We start from the raw sequence: 16711 nt of genomic DNA on the forward strand, positions 1-16711 counted from the left end.
ACCAACTGGAGGAATTGCGATACTTTAAAAAACAACTTTTTAAAGAATACGGTATTTTGCCAAGTGATTTAGATAATCAGGAATATTTTTCGTTTATGAATATGCTTAATGCAAAAGAGCCTGATAAACGTGCTGGTGATCCATTAGCTATTGCTAAACAAATGGGATTGAACATACCGGGGGAAGGAGAGTAAATGGTTGAACGAATTCAGGCGGAGATGGCCACGTCTATTGCTTTAGATACTTTAAAAGCGACTAATAGTTTACGTGGTTTGAACGATGCTGTTACTTCTGTTAAAAACGCTTGGAAAGCTCAAGAGGCGGCGGCTAAATCCTCAGGCGATTATTTAAAAGCTTCACAGGAGCGATACAATGGTCTGAGCCGAGAAATGGAAGCTCAGAAAAACAAAATAACTGAATTACAACAACGTCAAAAGGGCTTAGACACCTCTACAAAAGAAGGTGCCGAGTCCTTTTTAAAATACGAAAGAAACATCCAACAGGCTAATCAAAAATTAGCTAGCTTAGAGTCTCAGCAACAACGTGCTAAGTCATCAATGGAGTATCAAACCAGTGGTTTAGCAAAATTGCAACAAGAATATAAGCAGATGAATCAAGTTTCTGATTCGTATGTCAACCGTTTGAAAGCGGAAGGGAAAGAAAGATTAGCAAATATATCAAGTGCTAATTCGATGAAGTCTTCGCTATCAAACCTCTCCCAACAGTACGTTAAGCAATCAGAAGAGCTGAAAAGAATTGAGCAGGCGAGTGGTTCGGCTAGCGATGCATACAAAAGGCAAGCTGTTCGAGTGAATGAAACGGCAACAAATGTTGCTAACATGAAAAACGAGTTGAAACTAACTCAAGCTGAAGTTAACCGTGCTAACCCATATGGATTAAGTAAGTATGCCAGTGGTGCTAATGGCGCATATCGGGCTGCTGAAAAAATGGGAAACGGATTCAAAACAGCTGGTCAAAAAATAAAAGACATGGCTTATAGCAGTAGCATTGCCATTGTTGGTATTGGTGCTATTTCAATTAAAGGCGCTGAAGCTGCTACTAATCTGCAAGAATCTTATGTTAAAACATTTAACTTGGCTACAACTGGTGGTGAAAAAGCTGCCGAAGCACAAAAAAATGTTAATCAGATGCAAAAAGATGGTGCCAAGTATTCTGTTGAATATGGTAAGTCACAACAAGCCATAGCCGATGGGTACCAAGAACTAATCAAACGTGGCTATACTTCTGCCGAAGCATTGGGTGCTATGAAATCTGAATTGCAGGCTTCGGTTGCATCTGGTGATGATTTTAACGATGTTTTGAGTGTTACATCTCAGGTTGTTGATGCGTATGGTATGCGTACTGATAACGCTGCTAAGATGACTAAAAATACCAAAGAAGTTGTTAACCAGTTGGCTTATGCTGCTGATATGACAGCTACTGACTTTCAATCTCTTGGTAAAGGAATGGAATATGTTGGTGATTCTGCTCATTCAGCAGGATTTAAGTTGTCTGAAACATCTGCAGCCATGGGTATTCTTTCTAACCACGGTCTTGAAGCTGATAAAGCTGGTACTGGTTTACGTAAGGTTATTAACTCTATTACCGGTGCATTATCTGATCAAGATGCTGCTCAAAAAGGTTCTGTAGCTTCAATTGATTCGTTAAATGAAAAGATTGCAGACCATCAGAAGAAAATAGCTGATTATCAAGCTGCTGAAAAGGCTGGTACAAAGAGTTCAAAAGCTGCTTCATCTGCTATTAAAACGCAACAAGAAGCGATTGAAAAATTGAACGGTAAAATACAAGCCATCAAGTCAGGTGGAACTGGTGACATGCTCAGTAAATTGGGTATTAGTCGCAGTCAATTAGTTGATTCAAATGGTAACTTGCGTGATATGACAACTATCATGGAAGTTATTAACGAAAAAACTAAGAATATGGGTACCGCTCAAAAGAACTCAGTATTTAATAGTTTGTTTGGTACTACTGGCCAGCAAGCGGGTATTATTTTAGCTCAAAACAACCAAGAGTTGGATGAGTTAAATAAAAAAGTTGAAAAATCAGCAGATGGTCAGGGTTATGTAGCTAACTTAGCTAAAAAGAACATGACTACTGTTAAAGCTGAATTGCAACAGTTTAGCCAGGCTGGACAGGCTGTTATGATCATGATTGGTAAACAAATGTTACCAGTTATATCAGAGGCAGCAGTTAAAATGGCTAAAGCCTTTAATTCAAAAGAAGGTCAAGATGGATTAAAGAAAATAGCAGATGGCGTAGCTTGGGTAGGTGATAAGTTAGTTGGCTTAGTTGAGTATATTGGCAAACATACTGGCCAAATTAAAGCATTTGCAGAAGTGTTTGCTGGTATATGGGCTTTCAAAAAGATAAGCGACACAATAGGTTGGATTAAAACAGCCATTGGTACTTATAAGGAATTGAACGGTGTCTTAAAAACAACCGCAGCATTAAATACAGCTGCTAACGCTACTGGCTCAGTAGGTGGTAAAGCTGGCGCTACGACTACGATGGTTGAAACTGCAGCAACCACAAGAGCAGCTGGAGCAGGAGGCGGATTAGCAACACTATCTACTGGAGCTAAAGTCGCTAGTGTTGCCAGCAAAGTTGTTTCAGGATTAGGTATAGCGCTAACTGCTGCTGATGTAGGCGGAAGCATCGCTACTGCTATCAGTTCTAAAAAGTCTAGTGATAAAATCAGTGCTGCATCTAAGGGTGCTGGTGCCGTAATAGGCGGTGGTATTGGAGCAATACTAGGAAGTGTTATCCCTGGTGCGGGCACAATGGCCGGTGCTGCAATCGGCGCAGGTATCGGTGATTCTCTTGGAAGTACAAAAACTGCTCAGTCAATTACCGCTAAATTTAACAAAGGTCTTAAAAAAGCTTTTTCGGATAATAAAATAACTATCAAAGCACCGAAAGTTGATGCGAAAGACGCTTATTCAGAGTTGAATAACGCTTCTAAAAAATATTATGCTGAAAAGCAAAAGCAAGACTTACAAGATATTAAGCTGCTAAAGAAAAACGGTTATCTTACTGAACAAGAATATCAAGATAGATTAAAAACTATCAAAGAAGAGGGTAAAAAGGCTAATATTGTTGAAAAGCTAAGCCAATCTGATCGAACGGCATTAACAAAATATTATGCACAGCAACGTCAAAAGCTTGAAACTTCATACAATAAAGCAAAACAAAAGGATAGCAATAAATGGGATAGCTTAATTGCTAAAGATGCTGCTAAGTATGGAGAAAACTCTTTACAAGTTCAAAAGGACTATAAAAAGAAAGAGCAAGCACTTGCTAAGGACGATCAGGCCAAGAAAAAGGCTGTTAATAAACTAACTGTCAAAAACGCAACTGAAACAACTGTTGAAGAAGCTAAACTACACACAACTTTAACTGGAAAAATTAAGTTATCTAACAATGAGCAAGTAAAGTTGATGGATAAATTAACCAAGGATAAAGGACGGTTAACTAATAAACAGTTACAGGATATTACTTCTAAGTCACGAGAAGAATACAACAACGTCAAAAAGTACGCTGACAAAAAGCTAGATGCTGCACAAAAGGCTGCTGATGAGCAACTCAAAAAAGTTACTAAAGCTGCTGATAAGCAACGCGATAACGTTGTTAATGCTGCTAAAAATCAATATAAAGACGCTAAAAAAGCCGCTGATAAGCAACGCGATGACACGATAAAAGCATCCGAAAATCAGTTTAAAGGGAATAGTCAATGGGCTAAAGACCAACGTAAAAATGTTAGAGATTCTGCTAACAAACAACATGATGAAGTTGTTAATGCTGCAAAAGATCAGAAAAATAAAACGGTTGATGCAGCGAATAAGCAACACGATGATATTGTTGGTAAGGCAACAAGTCAGAGAAATAAAACATCCAATGCTGCAACACAACAGCGGAATGAAGTTGTTGATAAAGCATATAAACAAAAAGATAGCGTTCTTGATGCTGCTGGTAAACAAGGAAATGGCGTAGTTAATAAAGCCGTTCTCCAAGCCAATGGTTCTATGGAAGCTGCTTCAAAGCAAGCCAAAGGAACGCACAGCATTTGGAAGGGATTAGGCGATTTCTTTAATGGCTTGGTCAAAGGATTTGGTATTAAAAGTGTTGATGTTAAAAGCGGTGGAGATTTTGGATATAAACCTGCCACAATGCAAGCTTTCGCTACCGGTTCTCGAGGTGTATCAGGTGGGAAAGCACTTGTCGGTGAAGCTGGTATAGAAGCAAGATATTCCCCTTACTCGGGTAAAGTTGATTTTCTAGGTACCAATGGTGCTCAAATTGTTAACCTTAACCCTGGTGACAAGATTTTGAATGCCAGTGATACAGCTAAGCTATTCCAAGGCGGTTTAGGTAAAACATTGCCAGGATACGCTAAGGGTACATCATCAATTGAATCATTTTTATCTTCTATGACAAAGGGTGCTTCTGATATTTGGGATGATGTTTCTGATGCAACAAGTGAAGCAATTGAAAAATTAACCAATCCAGTTAAAACATTAACCGATATGGCATCTAAGATATTCGATGTTAATAAACTAGAAGTCGGTGATACAGGCCACAATTCATCTAGTGGAATGGTTAAAACAAGTATTGAAGATGGTTTCGGTAAGATGCTGTCTAAGCTTAAATCTGGATTTGAATCAAGTGGTAACGCAGGTGGAAGTAAAGAATCACCATCCGGTAGCGGTGTTACAAGATGGCGTTCACAAGTTGTAGATGCCTTAAAAGCTAACGGATTGAGCACATCTGAATCTATGGTGAATAAGGTGTTACGTCAGATTCAAACTGAATCAGGTGGAAACGAAAAGGCTGTACAGGGTAACATAGGTGACGTTAACAATGCATCAGGTGACCTAGCTAAAGGGCTTATGCAGGTTATTAGTGCTACATTTAATGCCTACAAGTTCCCAGGTCACAATAATCCATTCAACGGATATGATTCATTACTTGCGGGTCTTAACTATGCCAAGCATACCTACGGTAACGATTTGTCATTCTTAGGTCAAGGACATGGCTACGCAAACGGTACTATCACCAACACACCACATCTAGCAAATATTGCCGAGGGTGGAATGACTGAAGCGGTAATCCCTTGGGATTTGTCTAAAAAGTCTCGAGCAATGGAATTGTTAGGTGAAACAGTTACTCATTTTGCACAAAACACTAGTTCTAGTACAACTGTTACTGAGAATTCAGATAGCAACCTATCAAGTATGATTGAGGCTACTAATAAAACTTTAAATAGTGTTGTTGAGTTATTGTCAGGCATCTTAGGTCAAACTACAGAGGCTAATCAGTCAGTAGATGATATTGCTATGAATAAGTTTTCTAAAGCCGTGATTGCTAGAGCGGTTAGATCGGCTAATTAAACCAAAAACTCGCCAATAAATACACAATACTTCGGGGCGGGTTTTAGAAAGGAGTACATATAGTGAATAGTAATTTAAATAACGGCGTAAGTATGTTTACATTACAAAATTCAAGAGGAGAAGTAGTTGATTTAGATTCAGACGACTTATTCGGATATACACCTACGGGTTTAGGTGCTGTTTTTTCTAATTCCTATAGTCAATATGACAGTTACTTCAATCCGACTAAAACAACAATTCAACAGGGGCAAATGTCGTTAAATATTTTATTTGGTTCGGTTGAAAGCCAGTCTTATCAAACGTTTTCTGATTTTTCTAGGTTTCTAGCATATCAACCGTTAACACTGATTTACACGACAAAATCGGGAGGTTGGTATCGTGATGCAGTATTATCTAGCTTAACAAAAACAGAAATAGGCGGAACTACTGTTATACAAGTTGATAGATTAGTTGAACAATTCACTATCGATTTCATCAATCCTTGGTATAACAATAAAACTGCTGAATACAAGAGCTATGATGCAGACCCTAATCTTATTACATATGGTAAAGGCTACTTTAATTACATTAATCCAGCTACATCTTCACCAAATTTACTATTAGGCTCTCAGAAATTTTCTTTTTCAGGAAACATTGGTCCTAATGCTGCAACACCATCTATAGAAAACTATGACTCAAACACTAAAATGTTACATATAATAGCTCCTCAAGGTTCAGGCGCCTATGCGGGGATATTTATGGGGAATGAGTTATTAAAAGCTAATAATATCTATTCCTTTAGTTTTGATATTAAGGGAACGGGTATACCATCTAACTTTTTTGGTTGGGGTGATTATTCCAGTGATAGAGTACAAAAAGGTTCAATCAGCGCTGATTGGTCTAGAATGTCTATATCAGGAACGGTTACAAAAGATAATTCAACAATTCTTTTATATTTCAACACAGATAGCCAACCATTAGATGTTTATTTAAAACTATGGAAGATAGAGAGTGGTAATGTTCCCACAGATTGGACTCCTGCAGTTTCGGAAAGTAAAGCAACATGGAATTATGGATATTTTGGGAATGGTGACTCGTCTGGATATAAAAACGAACCATACGCTGATTTTGCAAAAGCAGACATAACATACATTGAAAATTAAGGAGGTAGATATGGCTTTTATACCAAAAACTTGGGTGCCACGCGATGAAGTTACATCAGAAAATTTGAACAGAATAGAAAAAGGAATTGCTGAAGCAAATAATGGTATTTCTGCCACTGAAGCTAATACTTTTACAGAACAACAAACTTTTTCAAAAGGTGCTAAAGGGGATCTTATAGGAAACGCAGATACAGCGACAAAGTTAGAAGTACCTATTGTTATCAACGGTACTAATTTTGATGGATCGAGTAATTTAGAGATCCATGCTCCTTCTATCAATACTTTGTTTGATAAGTATTCAAACAATTTTCATTTTCAAATGCCAGATGTTGGTTTTATGAATGACATTCAGTCGGCTTTTTATAGGGATGGCTTGTGGCATTTATATTTTTTGTACAATGCTGATTCTCGCTTAGATTCAAATGGCAATCAGACGGGCGGTAACGGCACAGAATGGTATCATGTTACAACTACAGATTGGGTTAAATGGAATTACGAAGGGGTAGCCATTCATAAATACAAAACAAATTGGGGAGATGTAGCTACCGGAACTATATTTGAAGATGTTGGGAACTACTTTGGTAAAGGTCAAAACACCTTAATTGCATTAGCAACGGGTTATGGTGGTGATAAAGGTCAAAATACCATGGCTTATTATTCGACAGATAACGGATATAATTTTACAGCTTTACAAGCTGACCCTATATTAAAAAACGGGCAACCAGATGGAGCATATCCAGATTTTAGAGATCCATTTTTGTTCCATATAGATAATAAATGGGTCATGTATATGGCTGAAGGAGCTAAGTTTGGCGTATATGTTTCTGACAATCCAACTAGTGGTTATGCTTATAAAGGTTCATATAATGCACCAAACAGCTTACTTGAATGCCCTAATTTGTTTGTAATGAATATTGATGGAGACAAAAATAATCAAAAATGGGTACTATTCTATGGCGGAAACGGTGGAGATGAGACGTCAACAGGCACATTTGCATCTGTGGGTCATTTAGATACTAACTATGTATTTGTACCCGAACAAGAAAATATACGTATTGATAGAGGACCGGACTTCTATGGTTCTAAAGTATTTGCAGATACTTCAGTATCAGATGTTAATGACCATGTGCTTTCAGTAGGTTGGGTAGGCAACTGGGGTTACTCAACAATGATTCCTAATGATGGAAGAATGGGAAACGGCTCATTAACACGTTCAATTAAGTTACACAAAACTGATAATAATTATTGGTTTAGTAATGACATTTTAGGAATTGTGCAGGATTATTTAGATAATCCCATTATAGGTAACAATCTAGCTTCTAATATAGCATTGCCGATGTTTAAAGGCGATGCTTTTTATTTCAAGTTAAGATTGAAAGACATGAGCAATTATAAGGGTAAGGCAGGAGTGGAATTTTATGGAAACGGGTATGACACTGAGTTTACCTTTGACTTTAGTGCTATGACTTGTACAGTCCATCGTTATTGCAGTGATTTCACGAAGAATGCCGCTTTTAGTAAAGACAGAGTATTTCCGATATTTATGTCGAATATGACTGATGTATGGCTTGAATTTTATGTTGATCGAACAACGATAGAGCACTTAACAGCAGATAGGCAAGTATATACTATGGCTAAATATCCACGTGGGCGAAGTCGAGAGAGAATAGCAATTACATCTTCAACTGATATTAAATTTGATTACGAATACTATCAGATTGTCAATGAAAGGAGGGACTAATGGCTAATCAATCTTGCTATTATGTTTATAAAGAATCTAATATAAATAGTACCGAAAAGGCTATGAGACTAATTAATAATTCGGAATATTTTGGTGTACAAGATGGTAGTCCTTCCATTATCACAATTAATGGTCCATGTTCTGTACAACCAAGTTGGACAATATTTCAAAATGGAAACGTAGTAGGTACTGACAAGTTTTTGTTAACAATAGCTAGTACGCAAAAGTTAATTGTTAGTTCTCATCCAGAATCACAATACTCACGTCTTTACAATCAAGATGGAACATATGTAGATGTTTCTCAATTACAAGATTTTAGTAAAACTAATTTTGTACGTATACCAGTAGGTGAGTCGGTTGCATTATTTTATTTAGATAAAACAGCTGACGTTAATATTACTTTTAAAGAAGAAAGGTTATTAGTATGAGCCTATCATTACAAATAACTGTATTTAATGGTGATTACCTTACTATTAGAGGTACTTACCCGCTTTTATCATATGAGATACAGATGGATGCCTTGTCAAACGCAACTTCGACTTTTACAGTTGTCAAAAATTCTGCAATTGAAACAGGTGACTATGTTGCAGTAAAAAAGCCTAATACAGCAACAATTATGTATTATGGTCAGCTAACTACTGTTGATACAGATGATGCTACTGATATTATGACGTTGACAGCTAATTATATATGGAATGTTCTTAATGGTGACATTTTAGTGGGAAATAAGAGTGGTGATAGTTATGAAAGTCATCTGGTTAATTTGATGAAGAACTATTTCACTTCTACTGCCTCTACAAACGTTTTGAGTTACTCGCTATTTAGCACAACTAGCACACCGTTTGCGGTTACTAGTTCGGATATTACGACCAGTAATTTTATTGATTATATGATCAGAGGATTTAAATTACATAATGTTATTTTTGACGTAACAGAGATTGGACAAGGAATGTTAAATGGCATTCCTTTTTATTATCCAAAAGTTACCGTTCATCAGGTAACTGATGTTTGGAATATCAAAAATGATATTTATGACTTTATCAATTGGAATGTTAGTGATAGTCGCTATCTTAGAGGATATAACAATGAGTTAAAAATAGTCGATAAGGACGGGACTAATATGGAAAATCCTTCTGTACTATCTACATATTGGTTACAAGCAGATGGCACTATTACTAATAAATTGAATGATAATGTTATAAAACCTACTCAGGTGCAACTATATTTATTTGATAAAACAGCTACTGATAATCCAACTTATGATTCTATTGCATCAAGTAATTTGTCAGGAAATACTTATAGCCATAGTATTCAATTCTCGACATCTTTTGATAATAATTTTTTACCATTATCAAAAATAAAGTTAGGGTTGCAATCAAATATTTACTACAACGGCAAACAATATAAATCAGTCTTGAGTGCTTATAGTTTGAGCAGCAGTAGTGACTTAATCAACTTAACATTTGGAAATCTGCGCTTTGGAAAGTCTGATTTATTCAGCACAACTTAAGAAAGGAAACAACATATGACAATGACAATGTACCAATCGGATAGAAACTTTGTTAGCCCAGCTAATGATGCAAGTCTCTATTCAGCAATGGTCAATGATACGAATGGTACTTTAAATAGGGGGAAAAAGCTTAATGTTACTGTAAATGGATTAACTGCAACAGTGGATACAGGGCAAGCGCTTATACAAGGACGATTAGTCGAAATACTTTCTGCAGAATCAATTACATTACCTTCTAACACGAGCGGGAAGATAGTAGTTACCGTTGATTTAACAAAACAAAATGATGTGTCAGGGAATGCAGGCGATTCTAGCTATAGCGTTACTGTTAATCAAGCATATATATCTGTAATAACATCAGGAACAATTACACAAGATGATTTGAATAACGGTGGGTATATATATCAACTACCTATTGCTTCGTTTGTTTCAACAGCAACAACAGCGACAACTACTAATATTCAGAGTTTGTTTAGCGATACAGGCTGGTTACCACTTAGTTTGCCATCTGGAACAGGGACTAATGGCGGTTCAGGGTGGGCGCAATATCGTGTTAAAAATAACATGATGATGATTAGTTTTTACAATATAAATTGTGTTAATAACGTTAATCATAATCAGATAGTAGTTATTCCAGAATCATTGCAACCAGTAGGTGATAATCTGAGATATTTTTCAATTCATAATTACAATGCTAATACGGGATACGCATATCCTGTCATGGCTACAGTTCAGTCAAAAGGACACGGTGCAGTGGTTTACGGTATGTGGAATTACAGTGAAGTCGCAAATTTGACTGGTGCTACTGGCACAATTCAATACCCGATTGGATAAGGAGAACTGATGAATAAAAGTACCACAACGTATTATCATGAGTCATTTAATGACGAAAATGGTATACAAGTAGCTAGTTTTTCAGCTCAATATAACGGTACTGTTAGTAACATTGCAGTATCTTTTAATACTATTGATAAATATTTGACTAACAAAGATGGATTTGATGAAGCATTGAACAACTTCATTACTAGCATAAAAAAAGATATTGATCCGGTTATTAATGACAGTGATTTTCATTCGTCGAGTGTTTCAGAATCTGAATCAATTAGTATGAGCGAAACGACTTCTGTTTCTAGTTCAGAATCTATAGTAACGAATGAATCCAAATCTTCAGTGAGCGAGAGTATAGTAACTAATTTATAAAGGAGGTGAATAAATGCAAATGCCACATGATTTGTTGAGTTGGCTAACAGTTGGGTCTATTCTTCTGGGTGGTTTGTGGTGGGTATTGAAGAATACCATTGTGAACTCAATCAATGGGTTGAGAACTGATATAGCTGGCTTAAAAAACGAGTTGAAAATATCTAATAGCATCACAGATAATCATGAGATACGGCTCACTAAATTGGAAACGTGGAAACACGATAAATGGGAGGTTTAAAATTGAATAAATTAAAACGATGGGTGATTGCTTCTATTGGAGCGGTTGCCTTTTTAGTTGCCATGGCTACGGGTGTGTCAGCTAATACATTAGGTATTGATGTGTCTAGTTACCAGGGCACAACTACAAGTTACTTCAACTCATTCAAGCAAGTTGGCGATAACTTTACAATGGTTAAGTTAGGTGGACGAGGAGGTGGTGAGGGTACTCATTATAGTAACCCTAGTGCTTACGCACAAATCCATAATGCTGATGCTGTTGGCATGCAAACGGGTGGCTACTTCTGGGCACAAGTAGGTGACTCAGTCAGTGAAGCTACTTATTCAGCTCAATTAGCCGTTCAGGATGCACAAAATGCAGGTCTGGCTAAAGGTTCATACATCGCAATGGATTATGAAGCGGGTGCAGGTGCAAACAAAGCCAACAATACAACGGCTATTCTAGCTTTCATGGATCAAATTTACGCCTCTGGATACAAGCCAATGTTTTATTCTGGTTACTACTACATGAACACGAATGTGGACTTATCAAGAGTGAATGCACGTTATCCTAATGCTTTGTGGGTGGCTTGGTATCTAACTACAGCTCATCAATCAACACCACCTATGCAATACTTCCCTAATATGAGCAATGTGAAGATGTGGCAGTATGGCGATAACCACTTTGGCGTTGACGGCAACGTGATGGTTGTTGGTTCATTGGATAACAATACGCCAGCTGAAAAGGTAGCTTCAAAGGCGACACAATCAACTGCTGATACATCAACAACAACTTCAACGACAAAGTATGCAACATTCAGTGGTGTATATGTCGCTGATTACTGGACTAAGTACAATAACAAAATGTACGGTGTCAACATTGATATGAGTATCAAGCCTATCGATTACAACAACTATATTCCTATTTCAGCTATGACATTGACTGATAAATATGGCAACAAGTTGCGTAACCAATATATCCAAGGTAACAATGGACGTATGGAATACTTCACTTTGAACGGTAAGTACAAGGTAATTAGTCAAACTGCCACAACAGTCAATGTTGAAATTGGCGGTGAACCCGTTAGCATGATGAAGGCTTTTGCCACAATCAAATAAGGAGAACACATGGACACAAATACAATTACTAAATTAATTACAACAATCGCTATTGCAGCTATTCCAATTATTGGTGCATATTTCATCAAGGTGATTTTAGGAAACAAACAGGTTGTTAACCTGATTCAAGTGTTATCTCCGTTAGCAAAAGATGCCGTAGTGGCTATGCAGAAATTAGGTGTTACTAATTATCTAGAAGGTGAAGCTAAGAAATCAGGAGCAGTTAAAATTGTTACTCAATCATTAACTGCTTTAGGTTTCTCTAACGCAGATAACAACTTAATCAAGAACGCAGTTGAAAAAGAATACGCGCTATTGATTAATGAGTTAGATCATACTTACCCTCAAATTACAGAGGAACAAGTTAAGGCGCAAGAACAAGCCGCTCAACAGCAAAGTGAATTAGCTAAGGCTGATGAGTTAGCCAAAGCACAACAAGCATTAGCTGATGCACAAGCGAAGGTTAATGCGTTGCAAAATTAAATATAATAAAAACCCGCCCGACTGGATTATTTCTGGTTGGGCGGGTTTTTATTTATTGCGCTATAATGATTAGTAAAATAATTATTAGGAAAAAGTTTATGAAGAGAATGACAAGGTGGACGTCGGAAACTCCAAGATTGATGGCTGTTGATGAATCAGGAACCTCAAGATTATATGATAACGAAGACGAACGGACAGAAGAAAACAGATGGATTGTTATTAGTGGTGCTATTTTTAGTCAGTCTGACAATGAATATAATATTGAGAAAATAATAAATCTAAAAAATAAATATTGGGATAATGGAATGTTTCGCGGAGAAAGAGTTGTTTTTCATGGCAGAGAAATAAAGAAGGGGATCGGCGCGTTTTCAAAAAGAGTAATTGATAGAGATGCATTTATAGACGACTTAAGCGTAGTGATATCGGAATTACAGTTTGAAGTAGCTAGCATTTGTATAGATAAACATAAACACTATGATAAATATTTTACGCCAAATAATCCGTATGTTTTGGCATATCAATTTCTTTTAGAACGATTTTGTATGACCTTGAAACCAAAAGAACACAGTAGTGTGCTCAATGAATCGAGAGGAAAAACAGAAGATAACAAACTATATAATTTGATTAAACCGTTTTTAGATGAAGGTGAACCGTACATAAGTGATCAAATACATCAAATTGATCATGTCTATTTTAATTCTAAATTGACATCAGATAAGAAAAAATCGCATTTCATGCTTGAAATTGCCGACCTATCATCATATACTTTACACAGGTATTTGAGAAATGATATTAGCACAAAACTGTTTCAATCTTTCAGAAATAAGTATATAGGTGGTCACCCAATCAGAGGGCATAACTATAAAATATTTCCTAAAAGCTGTTATAAAAATTGGAGAATAGATTGATGAACGAGAGTGATAAAGTAAAGTCAATACGAGCGTGGAACAGAACTAAAATTAATAAACAAAAAGATTATGAATTCCATAGATATAGTCAAGATCATAAGCGGGTTCATCAAGGGACAATCTATAATGTAAATTTTGGATCAAATTTAGGATATGAAATTGACAAACAAAGACCAGCTTTGGTTGTTTCAAATGAAACTTATAATGAAATACCTAATGGGATGGCAGTAGTTGTTCCATTGACAAAGAATGTTCAGATTAAGGACGATGGAATTCCAGTGTTCGGCCATCATTTTATTCTCAAAAAAGAGATTTTTACTTTTTTAACATACGATTCAACACTTAAGATTGATCAAATTAGATCTGTGGCTAATAGAAGAATAGACTCGAATCATCCTATCGGTGTTCTAGACGAAATTACTTTATCAAAGATTAAAAATAAAATCACTGATTTTTTTAGTTGAAATTGCATTTATTATAATTGTATGCTATTATGTTTATATTATCTCGTGTATGCGAGAATCTGGTTCGGTTTTCCGAACGACGGAGCTGTGCTCCGAATGATGTGCTTTAATAGCACTGCCGGTTTTTGCCGGTTTTTTATTTGCCCTAAACTCGCACAAGTGATGTCATAAAAAGCCAACTGGATTAAACTCTGGTTGGCTTTTTTATTTGGGGAAAATTTGGGGACTTCCCATGAACTTTGTAGACTTTTATAAGGTATTAAATTCATTAAGATACCGTTATAACGGTTTATAAGCATTGAAAAAAATTTAAAGGGCGTTGAAACTGAGTATGAACAGAAGTTTATGGCTAAGGGTCAACCAATTTATAAGATTAAAGCTCACTTTTAGAGCGACAAGGTTTACAGAGTATTATATAAACAAAAAACAACGTCTGATTTAGGCGTTGTTTTTATTTTTAGAGCCATCTAGGACTTTAGAGTAAAAAACTAATGTGTTTTCCTCCTGTTTATGTTGTTTGAACATATACATCTGTTAGTGTGAATATTTTTGAAACATATAAGCAAATAAAGTATCTTCAATCAATTATTAAACAAAAAACTAACGATTGCCTAGTGATTGCCATTGTATTCTCAAATTAATGAAACTAAAATGTACATATGGTTTTCAATTTCTCATTTGCCATGAAAACCAAAACTCTAATCTTTGAACCGCGTGCTGCTTATGTCATGTGGTTCTTTTTTTGTATTCAATTGGGATTGGTTATTGCACAATGATTTAAATGTGATATCATAAAGATATGGTTAAAAAGAAAAACATGAAGTCAGGCAACATACCATTGAGGATTGATCCAGAGTTACATGAGTTTTTGGCCGAACGAGCAGCTCAGGAGGGACGATCGTTGAACAATTACATTACAAAACTACTGATGGCTGATTATCAACCGCGTAATTTTGAGGATCGTCAATTTGTTGGGCAAGTGATTTCGGGAAAAGACATAGACATTAAAAGTGGTCTGGTTAATGTTTCTGGTATCTATTATCGCTATCTTATTGATAATAGTGCTGTTGCTAAAAGTGATGGAAATTATGTTATTCTTGAGGCAAACGGGAATATTTTGACATTACGACAGATCATGAAAGATTAGAGGGAGAGAAATATGTTGTTTTTTGCAATTGTTCCACAAAATAGTGCGGGTCTCGTGGAGACTTTAGGAAAATATCGTGCCAGGCGTGAGGCAGGGTTACATTTTTATGTGCCGCTCATTCAAAGAATTCGAAAAGTAAGTCTGGCTATGCGTCCACTGCGCTTACCAGATTATTCGGTGATTACGGCTGACAATGCTGATATCAAAGCTAGTGTTACTTTGAACTATCATGTAACTAATGCTGTGAAATATATGTATGAAAATACTGATTCAGTTGAATCTATGGCACAATTAGTACGGGGACATTTAAGAGATATCATTGGTCGTATGGAACTTAATGAGGCTTTGGGTTCAACTACCAAGATAAACGTTCAATTGGCTGATGCTATTGGTGATTTAACAAATACGTACGGTATCAATGTGGATCGCATTAATATTGACGAGTTGCGTCCATCTGTTTCAATTCAAGAAGCGATGGATAAACAATTAACGGCTGATCGTGAGCGCGTGGCTACTATTGCTAAGGCTGAAGGTGAGGCGCGTTCAATTGAATTAACAACGAAGGCTAAAAATGATGCATTAATGGCTACTGCTAAAGCAGAAGCCGATGCCACAAAAACAAGAGCAGAAGCCGAAAAATATCGAATTGATACTGTTCAATCTGGTTTGGCCGGTGCAGATGACAAGTATTTCCAGAACCAATCGATTAATGCATTTTCGACATTAGCAGAATCACCAGCAAACTTAGTTGTTGTAGATGGCAAAGAATTGGATAAATTAGGTCAGTTACCTGTCGCTGGTAAGTTGTTAGGAAAAGGTATTAAATGAAGAAGCTATTAATGAAGCAACACTTATTTTCGTTTAGTGAAAAATTTGATATTACTGATGATAATGAGAATGTTCTTTATAATGTTTCTGGTAGTATGTTTAGCATCCCAAAATACTTTGATATATTCAACACACATGGTGTTGTTGTAGCGCACTTATCACATGCGGTGTTCTCTTTTTTACCAAAATTCACTTTGGCAATCAGCGATTTTTCTGAAGAAGTGGAATTGGTGCAAAGATTTACTTTTTTAAGGCCGAAATTTGATATTGAAGGTCTTGGACTGCGTATTGACGGTGACGTATGGGATATGAATTTTACAATCATTAAAAATAATCGTAAGATTGGGTATGTTAATCAACGTTGGCTAGCCATGTCAAGCACTTATGACATTAGTATTGAAGATGAGTCCTTAGAAACTGTGGTCGTGTCTTTAGTTGTGGCTATTGATTATATCAAAGCACAAAGGCATACTCATGTTAGTGCAACAAATTAAGTAAGAAGCGGTAGCGATATCGTTTTTTTTTAATGATTTAAAAACAGTACA

At 36.4% G+C, this 16711-nt stretch carries 16 protein-coding genes and 1 pseudogene; all 17 read left to right on the plus strand.

The window, feature by feature from the left end:
• Positions 1 to 14 precede the first annotated feature (14 nt).
• The 17 genes and pseudogenes from ESZ47_RS01650 to ESZ47_RS01730 all read left to right on the plus strand — a co-directional run bounded on the left by ESZ47_RS01650 (position 15) and on the right by ESZ47_RS01730 (position 16660).
• On the plus strand, positions 15 to 194 hold the full coding sequence (locus tag ESZ47_RS01650; RefSeq protein ID WP_025268398.1) for a hypothetical protein: 180 nt from the start codon (positions 15 to 17) through the stop codon (positions 192 to 194).
• Positions 195 to 5408 (plus strand): phage tail tape measure protein, encoded by a 5214-nt coding sequence (locus ESZ47_RS01655; RefSeq protein ID WP_148604178.1) that lies wholly within the window; start codon positions 195 to 197, stop codon positions 5406 to 5408.
• Between the two features lie 62 nt (positions 5409 to 5470).
• Positions 5471 to 6550 carry a phage distal tail protein domain-containing protein gene (locus ESZ47_RS01660; protein ID WP_244307535.1) on the plus strand — a complete coding sequence of 360 codons (1080 nt, stop codon included), beginning with the start codon at positions 5471 to 5473 and terminating at the stop codon, positions 6548 to 6550.
• A gap of 10 nt (positions 6551 to 6560) precedes the next feature.
• A complete protein-coding gene (locus ESZ47_RS01665; RefSeq protein ID WP_148604180.1) occupies positions 6561 to 8291 on the plus strand; it encodes a glycoside hydrolase family 32 protein in 1731 nt (576 codons plus the stop codon).
• Positions 8291 to 8719 (plus strand): hypothetical protein, encoded by a 429-nt coding sequence (locus tag ESZ47_RS01670; RefSeq protein ID WP_148604182.1) that lies wholly within the window; start codon positions 8291 to 8293, stop codon positions 8717 to 8719. Before ESZ47_RS01665 ends, ESZ47_RS01670 begins: the two co-directional genes overlap by 1 nt.
• On the plus strand, positions 8716 to 9801 hold the full coding sequence (locus tag ESZ47_RS01675; RefSeq protein WP_148604184.1) for a hypothetical protein: 1086 nt from the start codon (positions 8716 to 8718) through the stop codon (positions 9799 to 9801). Before ESZ47_RS01670 ends, ESZ47_RS01675 begins: the two co-directional genes overlap by 4 nt.
• Before the next feature lie 15 nt (positions 9802 to 9816).
• Positions 9817 to 10635 carry a hypothetical protein gene (locus tag ESZ47_RS01680; protein ID WP_148604186.1) on the plus strand — a complete coding sequence of 273 codons (819 nt, stop codon included), beginning with the start codon at positions 9817 to 9819 and terminating at the stop codon, positions 10633 to 10635.
• 9 nt (positions 10636 to 10644) lie between these two features.
• Positions 10645 to 11001: a hypothetical protein gene (locus tag ESZ47_RS01685; RefSeq protein ID WP_148604187.1), complete on the plus strand. Its 357-nt coding sequence runs from the start codon at positions 10645 to 10647 to the stop codon at positions 10999 to 11001.
• A gap of 13 nt (positions 11002 to 11014) precedes the next feature.
• Entirely contained in the window at positions 11015 to 11239 is a 225-nt protein-coding gene (locus ESZ47_RS01690; RefSeq protein WP_148604189.1) for a hypothetical protein, read from the plus strand.
• Positions 11240 to 11241: 2 nt separating this feature from the next.
• Positions 11242 to 12336 (plus strand): GH25 family lysozyme, encoded by a 1095-nt coding sequence (locus ESZ47_RS01695; RefSeq protein ID WP_148604191.1) that lies wholly within the window; start codon positions 11242 to 11244, stop codon positions 12334 to 12336.
• A gap of 9 nt (positions 12337 to 12345) precedes the next feature.
• Entirely contained in the window at positions 12346 to 12819 is a 474-nt protein-coding gene (locus ESZ47_RS01700; RefSeq protein WP_148604193.1) for a holin, read from the plus strand.
• 140 nt (positions 12820 to 12959) lie between these two features.
• Positions 12960 to 13727, plus strand: a complete 768-nt coding sequence (locus ESZ47_RS01705; protein ID WP_161595276.1) for a DUF3800 domain-containing protein — start codon at positions 12960 to 12962, stop codon at positions 13725 to 13727.
• On the plus strand, positions 13727 to 14191 hold the full coding sequence (locus ESZ47_RS01710; protein WP_148604196.1) for a type II toxin-antitoxin system PemK/MazF family toxin: 465 nt from the start codon (positions 13727 to 13729) through the stop codon (positions 14189 to 14191). Before ESZ47_RS01705 ends, ESZ47_RS01710 begins: the two co-directional genes overlap by 1 nt.
• Before the next feature lie 300 nt (positions 14192 to 14491).
• Positions 14492 to 14581 (plus strand): annotated as a pseudogene (locus ESZ47_RS09455) (tRNA (guanosine(46)-N7)-methyltransferase TrmB); the annotation flags it as partial.
• Between the two features lie 409 nt (positions 14582 to 14990).
• Positions 14991 to 15338, plus strand: a complete 348-nt coding sequence (locus ESZ47_RS01720) for a toxin-antitoxin system HicB family antitoxin (RefSeq protein WP_148604198.1) — start codon at positions 14991 to 14993, stop codon at positions 15336 to 15338.
• Between the two features lie 12 nt (positions 15339 to 15350).
• Positions 15351 to 16166 (plus strand): SPFH domain-containing protein, encoded by an 816-nt coding sequence (locus ESZ47_RS01725; RefSeq protein WP_148604199.1) that lies wholly within the window; start codon positions 15351 to 15353, stop codon positions 16164 to 16166.
• Positions 16163 to 16660: an LURP-one-related/scramblase family protein gene (locus tag ESZ47_RS01730; RefSeq protein ID WP_148604200.1), complete on the plus strand. Its 498-nt coding sequence runs from the start codon at positions 16163 to 16165 to the stop codon at positions 16658 to 16660. Before ESZ47_RS01725 ends, ESZ47_RS01730 begins: the two co-directional genes overlap by 4 nt.
• Positions 16661 to 16711: the final 51 nt, after the last annotated feature.

It is taken from the genome of Leuconostoc litchii, assembly GCF_008107645.1.
GTDB classification, from domain to species: Bacteria; Bacillota; Bacilli; order Lactobacillales; family Lactobacillaceae; genus Leuconostoc; species Leuconostoc litchii.